Below are 22,786 nucleotides of genomic sequence, written 5' to 3' on the forward strand. Positions count from 1 at the left end.
GGGGGTGTTTTTTTTTTTTTTTAAACTGGTTTTGTTAACTGTTTTTATTGTTTTTTTAATTTTATTTTTTATCGAAGTTTTACTCGCCCGTGTCACCATGTTCACGTGACCTCTCCCCAAGACGACGCGAACGTCGAGCTGACCTTCCTCCTCGGGATCGGCTTCCAGCTGCTGCTCGGCGAGTTCGCCCACCGCCTCGACGAGGCGGGGTACGGCGACCTGCGCCCCGTGCACGGCATGGCCTTCCAGGCCCTCAAGGGCCCCGGCGCCACCGCGACCGAGCTCGCCGAGCGGCTCGGGGTGACCAAGCAGGCCGCCGGGCAGATCGTGGACGACCTGGAGAAGCGCGGCTACGTCCGCCGCGAGCCGCACCCCGGCGGCGGGCGGCGCAGGCTGGTGGTGCTGACCGACGCGGCCACCGAGCACCTCGCCGTCGCGGGCCGGACCCTGCACGCCCTGGAGGCGGAGCTGTCCGCGCACACCGACATCGCCGCCCTGCGCGGCGAACTCGCCCGCCTGGTCCGCGCGCTGCACCCGGACGGGGGGCTTCCGCCGCTGCGGCCGGTGTGGTGACGTGTGGTGACGTGACGTGTGGTGACGTGACGTGCGGCAATGTGACCTGAAAGGTGATTGAACACGTTCAAGTCGGCTGTCAGAATGGGCCCATGCCACTGTCACGGGCCTCCACGCAGGGCGGGCCGCGGATCGTCGACACGATCCTGCGCAATCTCCTCGCCTACGGCGTGCTCGCCTGCGCCCTGCTCACCATGACCGGGTGGAGTCCGCAGCACTACGCCGCTCCGCCCGTCCCGGCCGTCTACGACGCCGACCTCTCCGAGATCGTGGGCACCTGGCGCTGCGTCGACGGCACCGAGGTCGTCTTCCAGGCCGACGGCAGCGCCTCCGTCACCCTCCTCGACGGCCAGGAACGCGACTACGCCGCGGGCTGGCGGCTCTCCGGCCCCGCCCGCTGGCGCCTCACCGAGGACCGCGGCGCGGGCCGCAACCTCGGCCAGCACCTGCGCCTGGTCCTGCCCGCCGCGACCGGCACCGCCACCCGCGCCGGCACCGTCACCAAGGCCCCCGGCCGCTACTCCTGGACCTTCGAGCTGCGCCGCGACGCGCGCAGATCGCTGGAGCTGTACTTCTTCCTCGACGGCGGCACCACGACCGGCCCCGGCTCCGGCCGGCGCGTGGCCTACGTCCTGGAGAAGGACGCGTAGGAGGCCCGCAACTGCGACCAGCGGGCTCCCGTCCGGGCCGCCCAGTCGACCGGATGCCCGGCCAGCGCCGCCTCCAGCAGCTCGAAGCGCTCGTGCCAGGCGGCGAGGCCGTCGAGGCGCTCCTCGTCGGAGCCGCCCCGCTCGTTCAGGAAGCGGACGACCGTCGAGTCGGTGCCCACCGCGTCGAGGTGGAAGCGGATCCGCCCCTCACCGCCGACCGTGTACTCCACGACCCGCTCGACGTCCCAGGCCGTGACCTTCCCCGACACCGCGGCCCCGGTGTCCGGCCGGCGCAGGGCGACCGCCCCGCCGAGCCGGCGTTCCAGCACGTCCGCCGCCGCCCACCAGCCGTACAGCCCGTCCGCCGTGGTCAGGGCGGGCCACACGGCCTCGTAGGCGAACGGCACGTGCGTCTCGAAGCGGACGGCCCAGCGGCCCTCGCCGCGCGGCTCGCTGGTGGCATGACTCACGGGAGGCATACCACCAGCGTCCCACCGCCTGCGGTCAGACGCCCGCGTACGAGTGCTTGCCGCTGAGCAGGATGTTCACGCCGTAGTAGTTCCAGATCCAGCAGGCGAAGGCGAACAGCGCCAGGTACGCCGCCTTGCGGCCCTTCCAGCCCGCGGTGGCCCGCGCGTGCAGGTAGCAGGCGTACGCCACCCACGTCACGAAGGACCAGACCTCCTTGGGGTCCCAGCCCCAGTAGCGGCCCCACGCGTCGCCCGCCCAGATCGCGCCCGCGACGATGGTGAACGTCCACAGCGGGAACACGGCCGCGTTGATGCGGTACGAGAACTTGTCGAGCGAGGCCGCCGAGGGCAGGCGCTCCATCACCGAGGTACGGAAGCGGCCCGGCGTGCGGCCCTGCTCCAGGTGGCTCTCGTAGCCGTCGCGGAACAGGTAGAGCACCGCGCCCGCCGCGCCGATGTAGAAGACGGCGCCGCAGAAGATGGCGGTGGAGACGTGGATCCACAGCCAGTACGAGTGCAGGGCCGGGACCAGCTGGTCACTGGCGGTGTACAGCCAGGTGGTGGCGATGCCGAGGTCCAGCAGGACCGTCGTGACCAGGATCAGGCCGAGCCAGCGGACGTTCTTCTTCAGGGCCAGGAGCAGCAGGTACGCGCCGACCGCGACCGTGGAGAAGGTCACCGAGAACTCGTACATGTTGCCCCAGGGGGCCCGCTGCACCGACATCGCGCGGGAGACCACGCCGGCCGCCTCGATGAGGAAGCCGAGGACGGTCAGCGAGACCGCGATCCGCCCGTACAGGTCGCCCTTCTCGGTGCCGCCCGCCGCGCCGGGGCCGTCCGGGACGTCCCGGGTGCCGGCGGCCGAGCGGGTGACGACCTGCGGCTTGTCGAGGACGGCCGTGCCGCCGCCCTTGGTCCGCACCTGCACGGCGGGAGCCGCCGCACCGGCCCGGGCCGCCGTCAGCGCGGCGGCCGTGCGGCCCACCTTGCTGCGGCTGCCGAAGACCCATTCGGTGATGTGCGCGAAGAAGGCGAGCATGTAGACCGCCATCGACGCGTACACCAGCTTGTTGCTGAGATCAGCCAGGCTCTCGTTGGTCGCGGCCGCGAGCAGCGTCATGCGCGCTCTCCTTCGTGGGCTTCATCTTCGGATTCTGCGTTTTCAGCCGGTTCTACGGCGGCGGGCGCGGCGGGCGCCCGCTCGAACAGCGCGGCCGAGAGCACCGACAGCTCCTCCGGCAGCTTCGCGGACTCGCTGCGGCCCAGGCCCGCCATCTCGACGACGGTCACGCCGTCCTCACCGCGCACCGCCCGGACCCAGACCCGGCGGCGCTGGATGAACAGCGACGCGGCCAGGCCGCCGATGGCGGCCATCGCGCCCGCGAGGGCCGGCCCGCTGGCGGGCTGCTGGGTGACCGAGAAGGTCGCCCAGCGCTCGATGCCCTCGAACTTGACGGTCCCCTCGCCGCCCGGGAGCTCCATCGTCTCCCCCGGCAGCAGCCGCTTCTTGAACAGCTTCCCGTCGGCGTCCTTGAACTCCCGCAGCTTGGAGGTGTTCAGCTGGTACACGTTCTGCGGCAGGCCCGAGTCGACGCCCAGGCTGCCGTGGTAGGCGCTCAGCGCGAGGACGGGGAAGTCCAGCGCCGGGAACTGCGAGAGCATCGTGCCCTTGCCCTCGCCCGCGAACGTCGGCACGAACATGGCGTTGAAGCCGAGCTGTTCCTTGTCGCCGTTCTTGTTGCGGTAGCCGTCCGGGACCTTGACCGCGCCCGAGGAGCTGAGGTTCGCGTCGAAGGGCAGCATCGGCACGGCGTCCTTGAAGACCACCTTGCCGTTGGGGTCCGTCACCGAGAGGACGGGCGCGTAGCCGTGGCCCAGCAGGAAGATCTTGGAGCCGTCGATCTCCAGCGGCTTGTTGACCTCGATCTCACCCTTGCGCGGCGCGCCGTGGGCGCCCTCGCTGTAGGTGACGTACGCCTTGAACTCGCGCGCGGTGCCCTTCTGCGGGCCCGTCTTCTCGTACGTCGCGTCGAACTTGTCCAGCGTGAACGAGAACGGCGGCAGGTCGTCCGAGGAGAAGAGGCTGCCGTACTTGAAGTCGTCGTACTGGGTGAGCGTGTTGGAGAAGCCCTTGCCGCGCAGGACGAGCTTGCCGCCCTCGGACTTGAAGAGCTGCCCGGCCGCGAACGCCACCAGCATCACGATGAGGGCGATGTGGAAGACCAGGTTCCCGGCCTCGCGCAGGTAGCCCTTCTCGGCGGCGACCGCGTTGCCGGCGGCCTCCGTGCGGAAGCGACGGCCGCCCAGGACGGTCTTCGCCGAGGCGAGCACCTCGTCCGGGGGCGTCTGCGTACGCCACGTCGCGTACGCCGGCAGCCGGTCCAGGCGCCGGGGCGCGCCGGGCGGGCGGCCGGTGAGCTGGCCGACGAACTGCCAGGTGCGCGGGACGATGCAGCCGATCAGCGACACGAACAGCAGGATGTAGATCGCGGAGAACCACACCGAGCTGTAGACGTCGAAGAGCTGGAGCTTCTCGGCGACCGGGACCCAGAACTCGTGGGTCTTCTTCCAGTCCGCGACCTTCATCGCGTCGACCTGGGTCTGCGGGATGAGGGAGCCGGGGATGGAGCCCAGGGAGAGCAGGAAGAGGAGGATCAGCGCCACCCGCATGGAGGTGAGCTGGCGCCAGAACCAGCGCGCCCAGCCGATCACGCCGATGCCGACGGGGGCGGTGGGGCTGTCCTCCACAGGGGCTGTGGACAGCTGCGCGCCGGCCGCGGCGTCGGCGGCGGTCTCCGCTGCCTCGGCGGCGTCCGCGGCGGTCTCCGCGGATTCGTGGGGCGCCTCGGTGGACGCCTTGTCGGTCGTACTCATGTGCGTGTAGTCCTCAGATCCCGACCGTGAAGCCGTCGGTCCAGCTCTGCATGTCGGTCACGATGCTGGCCCACATTCCTGTGACGAGCAGCAGGCCGGTCAGGATCAGCATGCCTCCGCCGATGCGCATCACCCATGCATAGTGCTTCTTCACCCAGCCGAAAGCGCCGAGCGCCTTGCGGAAGGCGAGGGCGGTGAATATGAAGGGCAGTCCCAGACCCAGGCAGAACACCACGGTGAGCAGGGCGCCGCGACCCGCGGTCGCCTGGTCGATGGAGAGCGTGTTGACCGCCGCGAGCGTCGGTCCCATGCAGGGGGTCCAGCCGACGCCGAAGAGCACGCCCAGCAGCGGCGCGCCGACCAGGCCGGCCGCCGGCTTCTTGTGGAAGCGGAACTCGCGCATCGTCAGCCCGGGGATCCACCCCATGAAGAAGAACCCGAGGACGATCACCAGCCCGCCGAGCACCCGGGAAATGACGTCCTTGTTGGCGGCCAGGGTGTCACCGAAGTAGCCGAAGAGCGCGCCGGTCGAGACGAACACGGCCGTGAAGCCGAGGACGAACAGGCTCGCGCCGGCCAGCATCCGGCCGCGGCGCGCCTCGGCGAGGTCGGCCCCGCCGACGCCCGTCACGTAGGACAGGTAGCCGGGGACCAGCGGCAGGACGCAGGGGGAGAAGAAGGAGACCAGTCCCGCCAGCAGCGAGAGCGGCAGGGCCAGCAGCAGCGCACCGTTCAGGACGGTGGTGTTCACGCCGGCGGCTTCGGCTGCGAGGAGGTGCAGGGCGGCCACGAGGTCACTGCTCCGCGAGGAGCGGGTCGATCATCGAGCGCAGCTGCTGCTCGTTGACCGCGACGAGGGTGCGGGCGGCGATCTTGCCCTCCTTGTCGAGGACGATCGTGGAGGGGATGGACTGCGGGTTGAGCGTGCCCTTGGGGAAGCGGAGCATCAGCTTCCCGTCCGGGTCGAAGAGGCTCGGGTAGGTGATCCCGAAGTTCTCCTCGAAGCCCGCGGCGTTCTGCTTGCTGGTGTCGCGCGTGTTGAGCCCGACGAAGGCGACGTCCTTGCCGCCGTCGGCCAGCTCCTTGGAGACCTTCGCGAAGTACGGCGCCTCGGCCCGGCACGGCGGGCACCAGGAGCCCCACACGTTGAGGACGACGACCTTGCCCTTGAGGGTGGTGGTGTCGAGGGTCTTGCCGTCGACCGTCTCGCCGTCGAGCTTGGGGGCGTCGGCGCGGTCGCCCTTGGCGACGGTGGAGATGCCGTTGGGGCCGGTCACGTAGCCGCCGGCGGAGCCGGAGGCTTTGCTGCCGCTGTCGCCGTCACTGCACGCCGACAGGGTCAGGGCGCTCGCGAGGGTCACCGCGGTCAGCAGGATGGCGCGGCCGCTGGTCGAGCGGCGGCGTCGGGGGGCGCGGCTAAGGCTCATGTGAAAAGTTTCGCATGGGCGATTTGCGGATCTTCCGCACCCCCCGACGGGGTGTTAAGGCGCTGGTCAGTGCCGGTCGGTGCCGGTCGGTGCAGCTCCGAGCGCCGCTCGGCGCCGTTCAGTGCCGTTCAGCGCCGTTCACGCGGCCGTGAGGTACGCGGCCCAGCCGCCGGCGGGGGCCTGTCCGGGGGCCAGCGTCCGTAGCCTGGCCAGCAGTTTCTGGTCCTGGACGTCGAGCCAGTCGGCGAACTGTCGGAAGGATACGAGGCGTACATCCTTTTTGTCCGCCATGGCTTTGAGGGCCTCCTCGACGGCGTCCATGTAGATGCCGCCGTTCCAGTCCTCGAAGTGGTTGCCGATGAAGAGGGGCGCCCGGTTGGTCTCGTAGGCGCGGCGGAAGCCTCCGAGGTAGGTGGCGGTGGCCTGGGAGCGCCAGGACGGGTAGTTGGCGGGCACGCCCCTCGTGGTGTTCCGCGACTGGTTGGCGAGGATGTTGTAGTCCATGCTCAGCACCTCGAACGAGTGCCCCGGGAACGGCAGCGACTGCAGCGGCAGGTCCCAGACGCCCTCCTTCTTCACCGGCCACTGCTGGAGGCCGCCGGGCGAGCTGGAGTCGTAGCGCCAGCCGAGGCCGGCGGCGGTGGGCAGCAGGTTCTCCTGGCCGAGGAGGCAGGGGGTGCGGGCGCCGGTCAGCTCCTTGCGGTAGTCGAAGGGGAGCGGTTCGAGGTCGGTGAAGCCGGTGTTGGTGCGCCAGTTGGTGACGAACGACACGGCCTGGTCGATCTCGCTCCGCCAGTCGTCCGGGGTCCAGTGGGCGACCGAACCGGAACCGCCGCAGAAGTGCCCGTTGAAGTGGGTCCCCACCTCGTGCCCGTCGAGCCAGGCCTGACGGACGAAGTGGAGCGTGTTGCGGACGTTCTCGTCCTTGAGGTAGCCGATGTCCGAGGCGCCGACGGGGTTGCTGGGCGGGCGGTAGAGGTCCCGCTTCGACTCCGGGAGGAGGTAGAGGCCGGAGAGGAAGAAGGTCATCGCCGCGCCGTGGTCGTTGGCGAGCTTCAGGAAGCGGGGGAAGAGGCCGTTGCCGATCTCCCCCGCGCCGTCCCAGCTGAAGACGACGAACTGCGGCGGGGTCTCGCCGGGCTCCAGGGGCACGGGCCGGGGCGGCTGGTGCGGCTGCGGACCGGTGTCGGCGGTGGAGCCGTCGCCGATCGGGCGGACCGGATGCGGCGTGGAGCCGCCGCCCGTGGTTATCGGGCCGGGCTTGCCGGGCCCGGATCCGCCGCCTCCGGCACCGCAGCCCGCGATCCCCATCGCGGCGGCGGCGCCAAGTCCGAGTCCGAGCACTCCCCTTCGGCTGAAGTCGCGCACATCGCTCATGAAATGTCATATAAACGGACAATCCAGCGATGTGAACCCACCGACACGACACTCGGTGCGGGACTTGTATGAAATTAGGTCAACGCATGACCGGCGCTTGCCCTCCGGGTCCCGCCTGGGCGGGACCCGGAGCCCGGAAAACCCCGGCCAGGGGCTACGCCCCGAAGGCCTTCGACTTGCCCTTCACCGGCTTCGCCCCGGCCAGCAGGTGCGCCGGGACCAGGTCCCGCGCCGGCTCGCTGTAGCCCACCGACACCAGCTTGTCGCCCTGGTACGTGAACGACGTCAGCGAAGCCAGCGTGCACTGCCGCCGCCGCGGGTCGTGCCACAGCCGCCGCTTCTCCGCGAAGCTGCGCACGATCCAGATCGGCAGCTGGTGGCTGACCGCCACCGCCTCGTGCCCGCGCGCCGCGTCCCGCGCCGACTCGATCGCGCTCATCATCCGTACGACCTGCTCGACGTACGGCTCGCCCCAGGACGGCTTGAACGGGTTCGTCAGGTGCTTCCAGTTGCCGGGCTTGCGCAGCGCGCCGTCGCCGACGCCGAAGGTCTTGCCCTCGAAGACGTTGCCCGCCTCGATCAGCCGGCCGTCCGTCGCCAGCTCCAGGCCGTGCACCTTCGCGATCGGCGCGGCCGTCTCCTGGGCCCGCTCCAGCGGCGAGGCCACCACGTACGTGACGTCCCGGTCCTGGAGGTGCTCGGCGACCCGGTCGGCCATCTGCCGGCCCAGCTCCGAGAGGTGGTACCCGGCCCGGCGCCCGTACAGCACCCCGTCCGGGTTGTGCACCTCGCCGTGCCGCATCAGGTGGACGACGGTCATGTCGCTCATGCGGTCGCCTCCGCGGCGGCTCGGGCGGCGGCGGGCAGCGCGGCCGCGACGCGCTCGATCGCGCGCTCGTCGTGGGCGGTGGACACGAACCAGGACTCGAAGGCCGACGGCGGCAGGTAGACGCCCTGCGCCAGCATCGAGTGGAAGAACCCGTTGAAGCGGAATGCTTCCTGCTTCTTCGCGTCGTCGTAGTTGCGGACCTCGTCCGCGGTGAAGAACACCGAGAACATGTTGGACGCGGTCTGCAGCCGGTGCGCCACGCCCTCCTTGCTCAGCGCCTCCGTCACCAGGCCCTGGATCTCCTTCGACACCGCGTCGACCTTCGCGTACGCCGCGTCGTCCAGCAGCCGCAGCTGCGCGAGGCCGGCGGCGGTGGCGATCGGGTTACCGGAGAGCGTGCCCGCCTGGTAGACCGGACCGGCCGGGGCCAGGTGGCCCATGACGTCCGCGCGGCCGCCGAACGCCGCCGCCGGGAAGCCGCCGCCCATGACCTTGCCGAAGGTCATCAGGTCCGGCTTGACCCCGTCCACGCCGTACCAGCCCGCGCGGGAGGTACGGAATCCGGTCATCACCTCGTCGGAGATGTACAGCGCGCCGTTCTCGCGGCACAGGTCGGCCAGCCCCTGGTTGAAGCCCTCGCCCGGGGTCACCACGCCCATGTTGCCGGGCGCCGCCTCGGTGATCACGCAGGCGATCTCGCCGGGGTGCGCGGCGAAGGCCGCCCGGACCGCGTCGAGGTCGTTGTAGGGGAGCACGATCGTGTCGCCGGCCTGCGCGCCCGTCACGCCGGGGGTGTCGGGCAGGGCGAAGGTCGCCAGGCCGGAACCGGCGGCGGCCAGCAGCGCGTCGACGTGACCGTGGTAGCAGCCGGCGAACTTGACGATCTTGGCGCGGCCGGTGAAGCCTCGGGCCAGCCGGATCGCCGACATGGTCGCCTCGGTGCCCGAGGACACCAGGCGCACCTGCTCCACGGGCTCGATGCGCGCGACGATCTCCTCGCCGAGGGCGACCTCGCCCTCGCCGGGCGTGCCGAAGGACGTACCGCGGGCGACCGCGGCCTGTACGGCCTCGATCACCTCGGGGTGGGAGTGGCCGAGAATCATCGGCCCCCACGAGCAGACGAGGTCGACGTACTCGCGCCCGTCGGCATCGGTCAGGTAGGGACCGGTACCGGACACCATGAACCGGGGCGTACCGCCCACGGCGCGGAAGGCGCGCACGGGAGAGTTCACGCCGCCGGGGGTCACGAGGGACGCGCGCTCGAAGAGCGTCTGCGAAACTGGGGCTTCATACGGGTACGGGTAGCTCACACCAGCCATGGTCTCAGAGGCCGCGACTGACTTGCGGACGGGCGTTTCACCGCGCCGCCGCGGGGGAGGTCACTGCCATGATGATCAGGCTGCGTGGCGGGGGCCGCGGGGCCGGGGCAGGCAATACCAGTCGGGTGGAGATATGCAACGCGGTGGTGGACCGGGCGAGGGTACGGACGGCCTGGATCCGCAGCGCGCCCGTGATGCCCGAGCCCGCCGCGGCAAGCACCGGCGCCGGGGCGCCGAGGCCGCCGATCCCGTACCGGGACCCACCCGCACCCCTGACGACCCGGACGGCGCGGACGGCCTCCCCCGGGGCCGCGGCATGGGAGTGACGTACAAGTACTTCGGCGCCCCCGACGGCGCCACCGCCGCGCGGGTACCGCAGACGATGCGGCCGGAGGAGCTCGGCGGCGACGAGCTCGGCATGGGCGGCATGTTCAGCAAGATCAAGCCGGAGACGGTCGCCGCGATGGTCCTGACCGGCATCGAGGGCATACCCCTGCACAAGGTGCCGCCGCTGGAGCTGGTCGTCCTGCACCCCGACTACGCGGTGGTCAAGCTGCCGATGACGGTCGTCGACCCGCTGCGCGGGGTCGGCGAGGAGTCCGTCGGCGCGGCCGCCTTCATCTGGTCGACGGTCCCCGACCGCGGCGGCCCCCGCGACGCCTTCAACGTCTACCAGCTCCTCCACGAATGGCAGGACTTCTCCCACCGCCTCCACGAAGCCGGCCACCAGCCGTACTGCCTGGTCTGGCCGTGACCGACGCCTCTCGATCGCGGGTACGGCTGTCGCCGTGGTCCGAGGGCGACTTCTGGATGCTGCGGCGGTGCAACACGCCGGAGATGACCCGGTACCTCGGCGGGCCGGAGTCCGAGGAGAAGCTCGCCGACCGGCAGCGGCGCTACGAGGCCCTGAGCGCGCGGGAGCCGTCCGCCGGGCGGATGTTCCGGGTGGACCTGGACGGAGAGCCGGCCGGGTCGATCGGATTCTGGGAACGGGAGTGGCGCGGCGAGCCGGTGTACGAGACCGGCTGGGCGGTGCTCCCGGAGTTCCAGGGCCAGGGCCTGGCGGCGTCCGCACTGGCGGAACTCGTCACCTACCTCCACACCCACGGCACCCGCCGAGCCCTCCACGCCTTCCCGGGCACCGACCACCCGGCCTCAAACGCCGTCTGCCACCACTCCGGCTTCACCAACCTGGGCCAGGTCGACTTCGAATACCCCCCAGGCACCCCCCACCCCAGCAACAACTGGCGCCTCGCCCTACAGGCCTAGGCCCCCAGCCGCGCCAGCGCTGGCGCCGGGGCGGAGCCCACCCCCAGCCCCGCCAGCGCTTGAAGCGCGGGGGCCGAAGCCGAGCCCACCCCCAGCCCCGCCAGCGCTTGAAGCGCGGGGTCCGAAGCCGACCACCCCCAGCCCCGCCGACGCTTGAAGCGCGGGGTCTGGGGCGGAGCCCCAGGGAACGGGGGAAGGGCGGGGCGGGGAGGAGCGCCGCAGGCCCCACCCCCGCCGACAGCCCCCTGCACCGGTACCGATACCGCCACGGGGCGGGCCCCCGGCCCGGCGGCCGGGCACACCGGGCCCGCTGGGCACACCAGGCCCGCCGGTCAGGCCGGGCACACCGGTCAGGCCGTCGTGAGGACTACGCGGCCCCGGGTGCCCGGGACGGAAAGGGTCTCGTGGGCCTTGGCGGCGTCGGCCAGGTCGAAGGTGTCCGCCACCCGGAGCGTCAGCAACCCCGCGTCGACCAGCGACACCAGCCGCTCCAGGTGGGCCCCGTCGGCAGCGACCTCCTGCTCCTCGACCCGGATCCCGCGCACCGCCGCCGGACCCGCGTGAGGCCGCAGCCCCACGTACACCCCGCCGTCGCGGACGAAGGCCAGCGCCGCCTCCCCCAGCACCGCCGCGTCCAGAACCCCGTCCACCGGCCCGGCCGGAACCCCGCCGCGCTCCACGAACCCCGCCGCGCCCAGCGACCGTACGAGCCCCTCGTCCCCGGCCCCCGCCAGCGCCGTCACCACCAGCCCGGCCCGGACGGCCAGCTGCACCGCGAGGCCGCCCACCACCCCCGCCGCACCCGTGACCAGCACGGAGTCGCCGGGCGCCAGCCCCAGCTGCTCCACCGCCCGGGCGGCCGTCAGCCCGCTCAGCGGCAGCGCCGCCGCGGCCGCGTCGTCCACCGTCACGGGGGCCGCCGCCACCGCCGAGGCGTCGAGCACCACGTACTCCGCGTGCGTGCCCAGCGGCTTCACCGGGCCGTAGTGCAGCCCCACCACCCGGCGGCCCACCGTCCAGCCCTCCACCCCCGCGCCGACCGCGTCGACCTCCCCCGCCACGTCCCAGCCGAGCCCCAGCCGCTGCCCGGCCCCGCCGAAGACGCCCGCCCGGACGGCCCCGTCCACCGGGTTCACCCCGGCGGCCCGGACCCGGATCCGCACCTGCCCGGCCTCCGGCCGCGGCACCTCCACCTCGGCCACCCGCACCCGCTCCGGACCGCCGAAGCCCTCCACGACCACTGCCCGCATGGTCCGCTGAGGCTGACCCTGACGCTCCTGCTGCCGCTGCTCGCTCATTTTCTTTCTCCCCTGTAGACCGGTTCGGGCCCTTCCCGATGACCACTAACCTACGGAGAGGTACTCTCTTTTCGTAAGTACGCACTCCGGAGTGCGTACCCGACCCGGAAGTGGGCAACCATGGCCACCCGCACCGCCGCCGCCCGCCGCGACGAAGCCCGCGCCGCCTACGACGCCTTCGTCAAGGAATGCCCCACCAGCCAGCTCCTGGCCCGCATCAGCGACAAATGGGTCGGCCTCATCCTCAGCGCCCTCGGCCAGGCCGACACCAACTCCCTGCGCTACAGCGACCTCGGCCGCAAGATCCCCGGCGTCAGCCAGAAGATGCTCACCCAGACCCTCCGCTCCCTCGAACGCGACGGCCTCGTCACCCGCACCGTCACCCCCACCGTCCCCGTCCGCGTCGACTACACCCTCACCGCACTCGGCAGCAGCCTCGGCTGCCTCCTCTCCTCCGTGAAGCAGTGGGCCGAAACCCACTTCGACGACGTCAACGCCCACCGCGACGCCTACGACCAAGCCACCACGACCACCTGATCCAGCCACCTAATTCAGCCGCGCCACCCCACCCCCCAATGGCATGCTGGGACCGTGAACGGTCCCGGCATTCAGCTCACCCTCGCCCCCGAACTGCGCCTCTTCGCCCCGCCCAGCCGGCGCGCGGACCGCGTACCGACCACCACCGACGGCGCCTCCAGCATCGGCCACGTCGTCGAATCGGCCGGCGTCCCGCTCACCGAGGTCGGCCGCCTCCTCGTCGACGGCCGGGAAGTGCCCGTCTCGTACGTGCCCCAAGCGGGCCAGTCCGTCGAGGTGTTCGGCGTGGACCGCCCCCAGCGCATTCCCGAAGCCCCGCTGCGCTTCCTCCTCGACGTCCACCTCGGCACCCTCGCCCGCCGCCTGCGCCTGCTCGGCGTCGACGCCGCCTACGAGAACGAGGACATCGGCGACCCCGCCCTCGCCACCCGCTCCGCCGCCGAACGCCGCGTCCTGCTCTCCCGCGACCGCGGCCTGCTGCGCCGCCGCGAGATCTTCGCCGGCGCGTACGTCTACAGCGACAACCCCGACGAACAACTCCGCGACGTCCTCAGCCGGTTCGCCCCCGCCCTCGCCCCCTGGACCCGCTGCACCGCATGCAACGGCCCGCTGCGCGAGGCCGACAAGGACAGCGTGGGCGACCGCCTGGAACACGGCACGCAGCGCTCGTACGACGTCTTCGCCCAGTGCACCGACTGCGAGCGCGTCTACTGGCGCGGCGCCCACCACGCCCGCCTGGAAGGGATCGTCGGCGAAGCCATGGCCGAATTCGGCGGCGGCGCCGCCGCGTAACCCGCCCCCGGAGGGGCCCGGCTGGCAGACTCTGCGGACATGACCGCCGCCGAGGACACCGTCCACGCCGCAGACCCCCAGGACATCGTCGACGTCGCGGTCGTCGGCGCGGGACCCACCGGGCTCCTGCTCGCCGGCGACCTGGCCGCCGCCGGACTCTCCGTCACCCTCGTCGAACGACGCCCGCAGACGGCCGCCAACCTCACCCGCGCCTTCGCCGTCCACGCCCGCACCCTCGAACTCCTCGACGCGCGCGGCCTCGCCGACGAACTCGTCTCCGCCGGCCGACGGATCGACCGCGTACGCCCCTTCGGTTCCACTGCCCTCACCCTCCAACGCCTGCGCTCCCGCTTTCCGTTCGTGCTCATCACCCCCCAATATGAGACAGAGAAACTCCTGGAGCGCCGCGCGCTGTCCACAGGGGTGCACATCCAATACGACTGTCAGGTCATCGGCCTCCGCCAGGACCGCGACACCGTCACCCTCGAGGTCCAGCCCCCGGGAACCGCCCCGGCCGCGACCACCGCAGGCACCGCCACCGCAGGCACCGCAGGCACCGCCGGGGCCACCGCCACCACCACCGCAGGCACCACCGCAGCCCCCACCCGCCACCTCCACGCCCGCCACGTGGTCGGCGCCGACGGCGTCCGCTCCACCGTCCGCCAGGCCCTCGGCCTCCCCTTCCCCGGCCAGGCCGTCGTCCGCTCCATGGTTCTCGCCGACGTCCGCCTCACCGAGCCCCCCGAAGACCTCCTCGCCGTCAACGGCAACGCCGACGCCTTCGGCTTCCTCGTCCCCTTCGGCGACGGCTGGTACCGCGCCATCGGCTGGCGCCGCGACGCCCCCGCCGGCACCCCCACGCCCGTCGGCACCCCCACGCCCGCCGAGGCCCCCACGCCCGCCGACACCGACCCCGTCGGCCTCGACGAACTCCGCGCCATCCTCCGCGACGCCCTGGGCACCGACCACGGCGTGCACGACCCCCGCTGGATGTCCCGCTTCCACAGCGACGAGCGCCAGGTCCCCCAGTACCGCGTCGGCCGCGTCTTCCTCGCCGGCGACGCCGCCCACGTCCACTCCCCCGCCGGCGGCCTCGGCATGAACACCGGCCTCCAGGACGCCGCCAACCTCTCCTGGAAACTCGCCGCCGCCCTCCACGGCCGCACCCCCGACCCCGAAGCCCTCCTCGACAGCTACCACCGCGAACGCCACCCCGTCGGCAGCACCGTCCTGCGCGTCAGCGGCGCCCTCGTCCGCGCCGTCATGGCCGCCACCCCCGCCCGCCGCGCCGCCCGCGGCCTCGGCGCCGCCCTCCTGTCCCGCATCGGCCCCGCCCAGGACCGCGCCCTCGGCGTCATCTCCGGCATCGGCATCGCCTACCCGCCGCCGCCCGGCACCCACCGCCCCACCCCCGCCGGCCGGCGCGCCCCCGACCTCGCCCTCGCCGACGGGGAGCGGCTCTACGAGGCCCTGCGCACCGGCGGCTTCGTCCTGATCACCCCGCCCGGCGCGGCCACCCCGCCCGGAGCCGCCCTCGCCCACCGCCACTGGGCCGCGAACACGCGTACCGACTGCGTCCTCGTACGCCCCGACGGATACCTCGCCTGGAGCGCCCCCCGGGCCACCGACGCCGAGCTCGCCACGGCCGTCTACGGATGGCTGCTGCCGGTGCCCCTCCCCAAGCCGGGGGACCCTCAGAAGGCGTAACCGTCACCCGTGTCCAGCGCCAGCACCACGTGATCGTTGTTGGCGTGGTTCCGGTCCGTCGCCCCGCCGTCCCACCACGTGTCGATCCGCACCACCACCTCCGACGGCCGCTCCCGCAACGCCAGCGTCAGCCCGATGTGCCGCCCCCTCCCGTGCTCCGGGAGCGCCCCCGTCTCGCACACCACCTCCCGCTGCCCCGCCCGCGCACACCCCCCGGCCAGCTCCTGCCGGTCCGCGAGGTCCACCGACAGCCGCACCCGCACCGTCGCGTTCGGCACCGCGGACGGCCCCTCGTTCTCCGGCACCATCCACACCTTCAGCCGCCCCTGCCCCAGGGACACCCGCCCGTGGTAGGCCACGTCGGCCTCCGGCCCGGCCCACGCACCCGCCGGCCCGGCGCCGCCCAGCACCAGCAAGCCCGCCACCACCACACTCCGTACGGCACCACGGCGCACCGCCACCACCTCCTCGCGCGGACGCTAACCACCCCGCCCGCCCCCCGGTCGGACCATCACACGAACGAGGGCGAGCCCACCTCCATTCGCCTGCGTAGGCTTCCAGCCATGCTCATCGCACGCTCCGCGGCCCTCTTCCTCCTCGCCGCCCTCCTGGAGATCGGCGGAGCCTGGCTGGTCTGGCAGGGCGTACGCGAACACAAGGGCTGGGCCTGGATCGGCGCCGGGGTCATCGCGCTGGGCCTCTACGGATTCGTCGCCACCCTCCAGCCCCAGGGCGATTTCGCCCGCGTCCTCGCGGCGTACGGCGGCGTCTTCGTCGCCGGATCCCTCGCCTGGGGCGTCGTCGCCGACGGCTACCGCCCCGACCGCTGGGACGTCACCGGCGCCCTCGTCTGCCTCGCCGGGATGGCCGTGATCATGTACGCGCCCCGCCGCTGACCCCACCTATGCTGGCGAGCAATCGCCCGTACGAACGAACGAGCCCACGACCGAACGAGGAGCCCCGCCCATGAGCACGCGCACGGCCACCCGAACCGCCGTAGTCACCGGCGCGAGCAGCGGAATCGGCGCGGCCACCGCCCGGCAGCTCGCCGCGGCCGGCTACCACGTCGTCCTCACCGCCCGCCGCAAGGACCGCATCGAGGCCCTCGCCGGCGACCTCACCGACGCCGGCTACGAGGCCACCGCCCACGCCCTCGACGTCACCGACCGCGCCGCCGTCGACGCCTTCGCCGCCTCCCTCGAGCGCTGCGACGTACTCGTCAACAACGCCGGCGGAGCCATCGGCGCCGAACCCGTCGCCACCGGCGACCCCGCCGACTGGCGCACGATGTACGAGGTCAACGTCATCGGCACCCTCAACGTCACCCAGGCCCTCCTCCCGGCCCTGACCGCGAGCGGCGACGGCACGGTGGTCGTCCTGTCCTCGACCGCCGGCCACTCCACGTACGAGGGCGGCGCCGGCTACGTCGCCGCCAAGAACGGCGCCCGCGTCCTCGCCGAGACCCTCCGCCTGGAGATCGTCGGCCAGCCCGTCCGCGTCATCGAGATCGCCCCGGGCATGGTCAAGACGGAGGAGTTCGCGAAGACCCGCTTCCGCGGCGACGCCGAGAAGGCGGAAAAGGTCTACGCGGGCGTCGCCGACCCCCTCTCCGCCGACGACGTGGCCGACACCATCACCTGGGCCGTGACCCGGCCCAGCCACGTCAACATCGACCTCCTGGTGGTCCGCCCCCGCGCCCAGGCCTCGAACACCAAGGTCCACCGCGACCTGTAGCCCCTACGGAACCACCCCCGCCGCCTTCCACCGCGGCACGAGGGCCGCCGGCTTCAGCCCGGCGGCCCTCGCCGCGTCCGCCAACAGGATCCGAGCGGCCTCGGCATCGTGAACCCACCCACATCGATGGAACGCGGGATTCCGCCACACGTTCGAGTGAAGCCCCCACGAATGCCCTGAAGTCGCCCGAAGCCATACCTACGTTCGGTGACAACACAAACGGCCCCCGACCGGGATGGCAGTCCCAGCCGAGGGCCTCACCAACGAGGAAGGGCACTTCCCATGGCTGACCAGGACCCTAGCGCCCCCACGCGCTTCATGGACCTCCAAGACCCCCGCTATGCCTACATGTTCGGCTTCCTCCAGGCGGACGGGCACCTGGCGCAGGGCAGGGGCCAAAAGGGCAAACTCACTGCCGAGATCAACGCGCGAGACATCCACATCCTCCGTGAGTTCCAGCAGCTCACGCCGCACTACAGCTCCATCACCGAACGGGTCCGCAGCACGAACTTCGCCGAGTCCCACCATTCGGCGACCTGGTCCGTCTGCTCACTCGAAGCGAGGACCATCGTCAACGAGCTCGGTATTCCCTACGGCAAGAAATCCTTCAGCGTCAAGCCGCCCCGCACGGACTTCTCGCGCCGCGACTACCTCCGCGGAATCATCGACGCCGACGGATCCCTCGGCTGGACCGCACAGGGTTTCCCCTTCCTGTCGCTGACATCCGCCAGCACCGCCATTGCGGCATACCTGTGCCACTACGGCAAGAAGATCACGGGCACCGAGCGCACCATCTCCCGCAACACTCGCGATGGCGTCTACAACGTCTGCTACTACAAAGAGACGGCCCAGCAGCTGGCCAGGCACCTCTACTACGACGGGTGTCTCGCCCTCGCTCACAAGAAGGCGAACGCGGACTCCATCCAGGCCTGGGTGCGCCCTGCGGACATGAGGGTCGCCCCGCCACGACGCCGCTGGACCGACAAGGACGACCGGGAACTGCTCCGCCTCAACGACGCGGCCGCTGCAGCACTCGCCCTGGACCGAACCGAGCAGAGCTGCGCCATGCGACTCTGGCGGATCCGCAGCGGACGAGTCGTCGCCCCACCGCAGTAGATTCGACAACGCGAGAGGGGCACCGCCTGCGCGGTGCCCCTCCTGCGTTCAGCCCTTGATGCAGACGACCTGCCGGAGCTTGGCCACGACCTCCACGAGGTCTCGCTGCTGCTCCATGACCTGCTCGATCGGCTTGTAGGCCGCCGGGATCTCGTCGACGACACCGGAGTCCTTGCGGCACTCGACGCCCCTGGTCTGCTCCTCCAGGTCCCGCGTCGAGAACCTCCGCTTGGCCGCCGTACGACTCATCCGCCGGCCCGCCCCGTGGGAGGCGGAGTTGAAGGCAGCCTTGTTGCCGAGGCCCTTCACGATGTACGTGCCGGTCGCCATCGAGCCGGGGATGATCCCGAGCTCGCCGCCACCGGCGCGGATCGCGCCCTTCCGCGTGACCAGCAGGTCCATGCCGTCGTACCGCTCCTCCGCCACGTAGTTGTGGTGGCAGCTGATCTCCTGCTCGAAGGAGACCTTCGCCTTCCGGAACTCCTTGCGGAGGACCTCCTTCATGAGGCTCATCATCACGGCGCGGTTGTACTTGGCGTACTCCTGCGCCCAGTACAGGTCATTCCGGTACGCGGCCATCTCCGGGGTCGCCGCAAGGAAGACCGCGAGGTCCCGGTCGACCAGCCCCTGGTTGTGGGAGAGCCCCCGCGCGACGCCGATGTGGTGTTCGGCCAGCTGGTTGCCGATGCCTCGGGATCCGGAGTGCAGTGTGAGCCACACTGCACCTTCCTGATCGATATTGACTTCCTGGTGATGATTTCCCGAGCCAAGTGTCCCCATTTGTCGCAAAGCTCGGTCCCGCCGGAACTTCACCGCGTCCGCGACGTAGTCGAACCGTTCCCACAGGTCCCCGAAGCCGGACTCCCCGAAGCCGTACAGCCGCGACGGGTCCACTGCCTCGCGGTGCATCCCCGCGCCCACCGGGATCGCCTGCTCGATGCGGGAGCGGAGCTTCGAGAGGTCGCCCGGGAGGTCGTTGGCCGTGAGGGAGGTCTTCACCGCCGACATGCCGCAGCCGATGTCGACGCCGACCGCCGCCGGGCAGACCGCGTCCTTCATGGCGATGACCGAGCCGACCGTGGCGCCCTTGCCGTAGTGGACGTCCGGCATCACCGCCAGACCCTTGATCCACGGGAGCCCCGCCGTGTTCTGCAGCTGACGCATCGCGCTGTCCTCGACCGACGCCGGATCCGTCCACATCCGGATCGGGACGTTCGCCCCAGATACCTCTACATACGACATATGACGTCAATCCCCCGGAAACCACAGAAAACAACAGGAAGTTCGGAATACGCAAAAAGCCTCGCTCAACATCCCAAAGCAGTCAGGGAACCGGCGCCGGCACCAGCGTGTGCGATAGACATTGTGTCCATCCGTGCCCAAGTCGCGGCAACGGATTTTCCCAAGGGGACAAGGGAGCCAGTGGACGTGGAGCGCAAGGCGGTACGCCGACGAGTCCTGCCCGGCATCGCGATGGTCACCGCCCTCGCGGCCGGCGTGACCGGTCTCGCAGGGTGCACCGACGGCAACGGCATCGGCATCACCAGCGACCAGAAGGGCGGCGGGAGCACCGCCGCGCCCGCCCAGCCCGGCAAGTACCGCAGCCTGCCCCAGCCATGCAAGGCCGCCGACGCCAAGCGGCTCAAGGCCATGCTCCCGGCCACCGACTCCCTCACCACCGAACAGCGCGAGCGGCTCTACGCCGGGACCGCGGACCCCTCCTTCGACGGCGACCGGCACGTCGGCTGCCGCTGGAGCGCGCAGGCGCCCGAGGGGACCCTGCTGCTGTCGGTGGTCTTCGAGCGCGTGGTCTCGTACGACCGCGCCGCCGCGAGCGACGACGACAAGGCGCACAAGGTGTTCGTGCGCCGGCTGACGGACGCCCACCTGCCGTTCCCCGGTCCGGTGACCACCCCGAGCGGATCCCCGGGCGGATCCCCGGGCGGGACGCCCAGCGGATCCCCGGCCGCGCCCCCCGCGAGCCCGTCCGCGAGCCCGCCCGCGAACCCGTCCGCGAGCCCCGGTACCGAAGCGCCCGCCTCCCCGTCCGCCTCCGCCTCGCCCTCCCCCACCACCCCGCCCGAGCTCGGCTCGCGGGTGCTGGAGGAGCTCGGCAACGAGGCGTACCTGGACGACAAGCTGAGCGCGGCCGGGGCGAGCGCCGCCCAGTCGCGCACCGTGCGGATTGTGTTCCGTACCTCGAACGTCCTCGTCACCGTCGAGTACAGCGTGCAGCCCTCCGCCCCCGGCTCGATCCCCTCAAGTGCGGAAACGCAGGACAAGGCGCGCCAGTTGGCGCAGGCCCTGGCCGAGCGTTTCAACGAGTGACGGCCCTGCCGCGAGGGGGCGTACGGGGCCTGCGTGACGGCGCGCACAGCAGGCGGGCGCCCGGTCGGGCTACCGTTGCCCGGGTCCCGCGCCCGTAAGAAGACCCCACGAAGACCCCAACGTCTGAAGGAACCATGCACCGATCAGCCTCGCGCCTCACCCGCGTTCTCGCCTGCGCAGCCGTCGTCCCGGTGGTCCTCGCCGCCGCCGGCTGCTCGTCCGACTCGGGGAAGTCCTCGGGCACGGAGTCCGGCAAGAAGTCCTCGGCCTCCTCGTCCGCCAAGCCGAGCGGCGGGAAGACTCCGGCCGCGCTCGAGAAGGTGGCGTTCGCGAAGCTGCCCGACCCCTGCAAGTCGATCGCGGCGAAGAGCATAGAGTCCTTCGTTCCCGAGGCGAAGGAGAAGAACGGTACGGCCGCGAAGTCGAACGACCTCGCCAACCGCGCCAGCTGCTCCTGGAACGGCCTCCAGACGGACGGCACCAAGGGTTCGCAGTACCGCTGGCTCTCCGTCTCCATGGTCCGCTACGACTCGCACGCCTCGCTCGGCAGCGGTGACAAGCGCGCCGAGGAGCAGTACAACAAGCAGATCGAGCTGGCGAAGACCGCCGAGGGCGCGCACGACGTCAAGGTGGAGCAGGCCGGCGGGGTCGGCGACCAGGCTTCGTCGGTCGCCTACGGCGTGAAGAAGGACGTGGACTTCCTCAACACCACCGTCGTGGTCCGCACGCACAACGTGGTCGTCACGCTCGACTTCAACGGTGCCGCGTACGAGGGTGCCGGCGCGCCGGACCAGGCGAAGCTGCTCCAGGACGCCATCGCGGCGGCCCGTGAGACGGTGGCTTCGGTCGACTCCGCGAACAAGGGTGACGCCGCTCCCGAGCAGGCTCCGTCGGGTTCCGCTTCGCCTTCCGCTTCCGCTTCGCCGTCGGGTTCGGGTTCCGCGATGTAGTGGGTGGCGGGCGGTAGGGGGCCCTCGGGGACGGGTGACGCGAAGTCACCCGTACGCTGTGCCTGCCGTAGCTCGACAAGGGGCTCGACAAGGGGAGGGGATCGCGGGTGGCCGCGATGCAGCTGACTCGTACGCACCGGATACTCATCGGTGTCGTGGTCGCCGGTGCCGTGGTCATCGCGGGCATCGGTTTCGCGGGTTCGTACTCCGCCGTGCGCGCGCTCGCGCTGCAGAAGGGCTTCGGCAGCTTCTCGCTGGTGTTCCCGATCGGCATCGACGCGGGCATCTGCGTGCTGCTGGCGCTGGATCTGCTGCTGACGTGGATCCGGATCCCGTTCCCCTTGCTCCGCCAGACGGCGTGGCTGCTGACGGCGGCGACGATCGCGTTCAACGGCGCGGCGGCCTGGCCGGACCCGCTGGGCGTGGGCATGCACGCCGTGATCCCGATCCTGTTCGTGGTCACGGTCGAGGCGGCCCGGCACGCGGTGGGCCGGATCGCGGACATCACCGCGGACCGGCACATGGAGGGCGTGCGCATCACGCGCTGGCTGCTCTCCCCCGTCCCCACCTTCAAGCTGTGGCGCCGGATGAAGCTGTGGGAGCTGCGTTCCTACGAGCAGGCGGTCGGCATGGAGCAGGACCGGCTGATCTACCAGGCGCGGCTCCAGGCGCGGTACGGCCGGGCGTGGCGGCGCAAGGCCCCGGTGGAGGCGCTGATGCCGCTGCGGCTGGCGCGGATCGGGGTGCCGCTGTCGCAGACGGCTCCGGAGGGGCTGGCGGCGGCGGGCATCGACCCGGCGCTGCTGCCCCCGGCCGTCCTGGCCACGGCGATGGCCGCCCCCGCGCTGGAGGCGGCGTCTCAGGAGGCCCCGCAACCGCAGACGCCGGACCAGGCGCAGGCGCAGGCCCAGGCCCAGGCCCAGGCCGCGCAGCTGACCCAGGCCCAGGCCGCGCAACCGGCCCCGCAGCCGGAAGGCGCCCCCGGCCCGCTGCCCGCCGTCACGCACGCCCCGCCGCCCTTCGCGGTGGACCCGACGGCCATGCCCGCCGCGCACAACAGCGCCTGGTTCGCGGCGCCGCTGGCCCCGCAGGCCGCGTACAAGGGCGAGTACAACCCCCAGTACGTGGAAGGCCTGGAGCCGATTCCGGTCATGGCCCCGACGGGCCCGGAGCAGGACCAGGAGCAGCAGGGCCCGGCGCAGGAACAGCTGCCGGACCCGGCGGCCGTGCCCGCTCCCCGCGCGCAGGGGGAGGCTCCGGCGGCCGTGGACGACATCGACGAGGTGAAGTTCGCGGAGGCGGCGTACGAGGTCTTCCGGACGTACATCGAGGAGAACGGCAAGGTTCCGAGCCCGGAGCAGGTCGACATATACCTCTCGGACCGGCACGGCATCGCGCACCCGCGCAGCTTCACCACGATCAGCCGGCTGATGCCGGAGCTGAAGCAGCGCTACCAGCGCGACCTGGAGAACGAACACATCGCGTAGGCCGGGACGACCCGCGACGCGCAAGGGCCCGCACCCCCGAGGGGTGCGG

24 protein-coding genes are annotated in these 22,786 nt (G+C 71.6%); 13 read left to right on the forward strand and 11 right to left on the reverse strand.

Going from position 1 to position 22,786, the window contains the following annotated elements:
* The first annotated feature begins 105 nt into the window (after positions 1–105).
* Together ACFV0Q_RS19320 and ACFV0Q_RS19325 are read left to right on the forward strand one after the other, a co-directional pair.
* A complete protein-coding gene (locus tag ACFV0Q_RS19320) occupies positions 106–573 on the forward strand; it encodes a MarR family winged helix-turn-helix transcriptional regulator (RefSeq protein ID WP_385006853.1) in 468 nt (155 codons plus the stop codon).
* A gap of 92 nt (positions 574–665) precedes the next feature.
* Positions 666–1,223: a hypothetical protein gene (locus ACFV0Q_RS19325; RefSeq protein ID WP_385006855.1), complete on the forward strand. Its 558-nt coding sequence runs from the start codon at positions 666–668 to the stop codon at positions 1,221–1,223.
* On the opposite strand, the gene ACFV0Q_RS19330 is transcribed toward ACFV0Q_RS19325, so the two are convergent.
* The 8 genes from ACFV0Q_RS19330 to hemL form a co-directional block, all read right to left on the reverse strand.
* Positions 1,199–1,702 (reverse strand): SRPBCC domain-containing protein, encoded by a 504-nt coding sequence (locus ACFV0Q_RS19330; protein ID WP_385006857.1) that lies wholly within the window; start codon positions 1,700–1,702, stop codon positions 1,199–1,201. The genes ACFV0Q_RS19325 and ACFV0Q_RS19330 overlap by 25 nt on opposite strands.
* Before the next feature lie 25 nt (positions 1,703–1,727).
* Positions 1,728–2,813: a c-type cytochrome biogenesis protein CcsB gene (gene ccsB, locus ACFV0Q_RS19335; RefSeq protein ID WP_385006859.1), complete on the reverse strand. Its 1,086-nt coding sequence runs from the start codon at positions 2,811–2,813 to the stop codon at positions 1,728–1,730.
* Positions 2,810–4,567, reverse strand: a complete 1,758-nt coding sequence (locus tag ACFV0Q_RS19340; protein ID WP_385006861.1) for a cytochrome c biogenesis protein ResB — start codon at positions 4,565–4,567, stop codon at positions 2,810–2,812. The genes ccsB and ACFV0Q_RS19340 overlap by 4 nt, the downstream gene beginning before the upstream one ends.
* A 13-nt stretch (positions 4,568–4,580) precedes the next feature.
* On the reverse strand, positions 4,581–5,357 hold the full coding sequence (locus ACFV0Q_RS19345; RefSeq protein ID WP_385006863.1) for a cytochrome c biogenesis CcdA family protein: 777 nt from the start codon (positions 5,355–5,357) through the stop codon (positions 4,581–4,583).
* 4 nt (positions 5,358–5,361) lie between these two features.
* Positions 5,362–5,994, reverse strand: coding sequence for a TlpA family protein disulfide reductase (locus ACFV0Q_RS19350; protein ID WP_385006865.1), 633 nt, complete (start codon positions 5,992–5,994; stop codon positions 5,362–5,364).
* A 138-nt stretch (positions 5,995–6,132) separates the two neighbouring features.
* A complete protein-coding gene (locus ACFV0Q_RS19355; protein ID WP_385006896.1) occupies positions 6,133–7,362 on the reverse strand; it encodes a hypothetical protein in 1,230 nt (409 codons plus the stop codon).
* 163 nt (positions 7,363–7,525) lie between these two features.
* Positions 7,526–8,200, reverse strand: a complete 675-nt coding sequence (locus ACFV0Q_RS19360) for a histidine phosphatase family protein (RefSeq protein ID WP_385006867.1) — start codon at positions 8,198–8,200, stop codon at positions 7,526–7,528.
* A complete protein-coding gene (hemL, locus tag ACFV0Q_RS19365) occupies positions 8,197–9,519 on the reverse strand; it encodes a glutamate-1-semialdehyde 2,1-aminomutase (protein ID WP_385006870.1) in 1,323 nt (440 codons plus the stop codon). The genes ACFV0Q_RS19360 and hemL overlap by 4 nt, the downstream gene beginning before the upstream one ends.
* Positions 9,520–9,652: 133 nt before the next feature.
* Between hemL and ACFV0Q_RS19370 the strand changes: the two genes are divergently transcribed.
* Both ACFV0Q_RS19370 and ACFV0Q_RS19375 read left to right on the forward strand, forming a co-directional pair.
* Positions 9,653–10,273, forward strand: coding sequence for a hypothetical protein (locus ACFV0Q_RS19370; RefSeq protein ID WP_385006872.1), 621 nt, complete (start codon positions 9,653–9,655; stop codon positions 10,271–10,273).
* A complete protein-coding gene (locus ACFV0Q_RS19375; RefSeq protein ID WP_385006874.1) occupies positions 10,270–10,788 on the forward strand; it encodes a GNAT family N-acetyltransferase in 519 nt (172 codons plus the stop codon). The genes ACFV0Q_RS19370 and ACFV0Q_RS19375 overlap by 4 nt, the downstream gene beginning before the upstream one ends.
* A gap of 350 nt (positions 10,789–11,138) precedes the next feature.
* Here ACFV0Q_RS19375 and ACFV0Q_RS19380 read toward each other — a convergent pair whose 3' ends face one another.
* Positions 11,139–12,038 carry an NADP-dependent oxidoreductase gene (locus ACFV0Q_RS19380; protein ID WP_385006898.1) on the reverse strand — a complete coding sequence of 300 codons (900 nt, stop codon included), beginning with the start codon at positions 12,036–12,038 and terminating at the stop codon, positions 11,139–11,141.
* 168 nt (positions 12,039–12,206) lie between these two features.
* On the opposite strand from ACFV0Q_RS19380, the gene ACFV0Q_RS19385 reads away from it, so the two are divergent.
* From ACFV0Q_RS19385 to ACFV0Q_RS19395, 3 genes are read left to right on the forward strand one after another with little or no spacing between them, the layout of a single operon-like run.
* The gene (locus tag ACFV0Q_RS19385) at positions 12,207–12,623 is read left to right on the forward strand and encodes a winged helix-turn-helix transcriptional regulator (protein ID WP_385006876.1); all 417 of its coding nucleotides are present in this window, start codon (positions 12,207–12,209) and stop codon (positions 12,621–12,623) included.
* 54 nt (positions 12,624–12,677) lie between these two features.
* On the forward strand, positions 12,678–13,415 hold the full coding sequence (locus ACFV0Q_RS19390; protein ID WP_385006878.1) for a Mut7-C RNAse domain-containing protein: 738 nt from the start codon (positions 12,678–12,680) through the stop codon (positions 13,413–13,415).
* A gap of 39 nt (positions 13,416–13,454) precedes the next feature.
* Positions 13,455–15,122, forward strand: a complete 1,668-nt coding sequence (locus tag ACFV0Q_RS19395) for an FAD-dependent monooxygenase (protein WP_385006880.1) — start codon at positions 13,455–13,457, stop codon at positions 15,120–15,122.
* On the opposite strand, the gene ACFV0Q_RS19400 is transcribed toward ACFV0Q_RS19395, so the two are convergent.
* Positions 15,110–15,577: a hypothetical protein gene (locus ACFV0Q_RS19400; RefSeq protein WP_385006882.1), complete on the reverse strand. Its 468-nt coding sequence runs from the start codon at positions 15,575–15,577 to the stop codon at positions 15,110–15,112. The genes ACFV0Q_RS19395 and ACFV0Q_RS19400 overlap by 13 nt on opposite strands.
* A gap of 108 nt (positions 15,578–15,685) precedes the next feature.
* Here ACFV0Q_RS19400 and ACFV0Q_RS19405 point away from each other — a divergent pair, with 108 nt between their 5' ends.
* From ACFV0Q_RS19405 to ACFV0Q_RS19415, 3 genes are all read left to right on the forward strand, one after another.
* On the forward strand, positions 15,686–16,018 hold the full coding sequence (locus ACFV0Q_RS19405) for a YnfA family protein (protein WP_266576782.1): 333 nt from the start codon (positions 15,686–15,688) through the stop codon (positions 16,016–16,018).
* A gap of 70 nt (positions 16,019–16,088) precedes the next feature.
* The gene (locus tag ACFV0Q_RS19410) at positions 16,089–16,856 is read left to right on the forward strand and encodes an SDR family NAD(P)-dependent oxidoreductase (protein WP_385006884.1); all 768 of its coding nucleotides are present in this window, start codon (positions 16,089–16,091) and stop codon (positions 16,854–16,856) included.
* 282 nt (positions 16,857–17,138) lie between these two features.
* The gene (locus ACFV0Q_RS19415; RefSeq protein WP_385006886.1) at positions 17,139–17,972 is read left to right on the forward strand and encodes a hypothetical protein; all 834 of its coding nucleotides are present in this window, start codon (positions 17,139–17,141) and stop codon (positions 17,970–17,972) included.
* 48 nt (positions 17,973–18,020) lie between these two features.
* On the opposite strand, the gene ACFV0Q_RS19420 is transcribed toward ACFV0Q_RS19415, so the two are convergent.
* Complete coding sequence (locus ACFV0Q_RS19420) at positions 18,021–19,214, reverse strand: RtcB family protein (protein WP_385006888.1); 1,194 nt, start codon at positions 19,212–19,214, stop codon at positions 18,021–18,023.
* Positions 19,215–19,400: 186 nt separating this feature from the next.
* On the opposite strand from ACFV0Q_RS19420, the gene ACFV0Q_RS19425 reads away from it, so the two are divergent.
* The 3 genes from ACFV0Q_RS19425 to ACFV0Q_RS19435 all read left to right on the forward strand — a co-directional run bounded on the left by ACFV0Q_RS19425 (position 19,401) and on the right by ACFV0Q_RS19435 (position 22,737).
* The gene (locus ACFV0Q_RS19425) at positions 19,401–20,300 is read left to right on the forward strand and encodes a hypothetical protein (protein ID WP_385006890.1); all 900 of its coding nucleotides are present in this window, start codon (positions 19,401–19,403) and stop codon (positions 20,298–20,300) included.
* Between the two features lie 134 nt (positions 20,301–20,434).
* Positions 20,435–21,250 (forward strand): DUF3558 domain-containing protein, encoded by an 816-nt coding sequence (locus ACFV0Q_RS19430; protein WP_385006892.1) that lies wholly within the window; start codon positions 20,435–20,437, stop codon positions 21,248–21,250.
* A gap of 107 nt (positions 21,251–21,357) precedes the next feature.
* Positions 21,358–22,737, forward strand: a complete 1,380-nt coding sequence (locus ACFV0Q_RS19435; RefSeq protein WP_385006894.1) for a DUF2637 domain-containing protein — start codon at positions 21,358–21,360, stop codon at positions 22,735–22,737.
* Positions 22,738–22,786 lie beyond the last annotated feature (49 nt).

Origin of the sequence: Streptomyces sp. NPDC059564, from assembly GCF_042735575.1 — a bacterium.
In the GTDB taxonomy this organism is placed as follows: domain Bacteria; phylum Actinomycetota; class Actinomycetes; order Streptomycetales; family Streptomycetaceae; genus Streptomyces.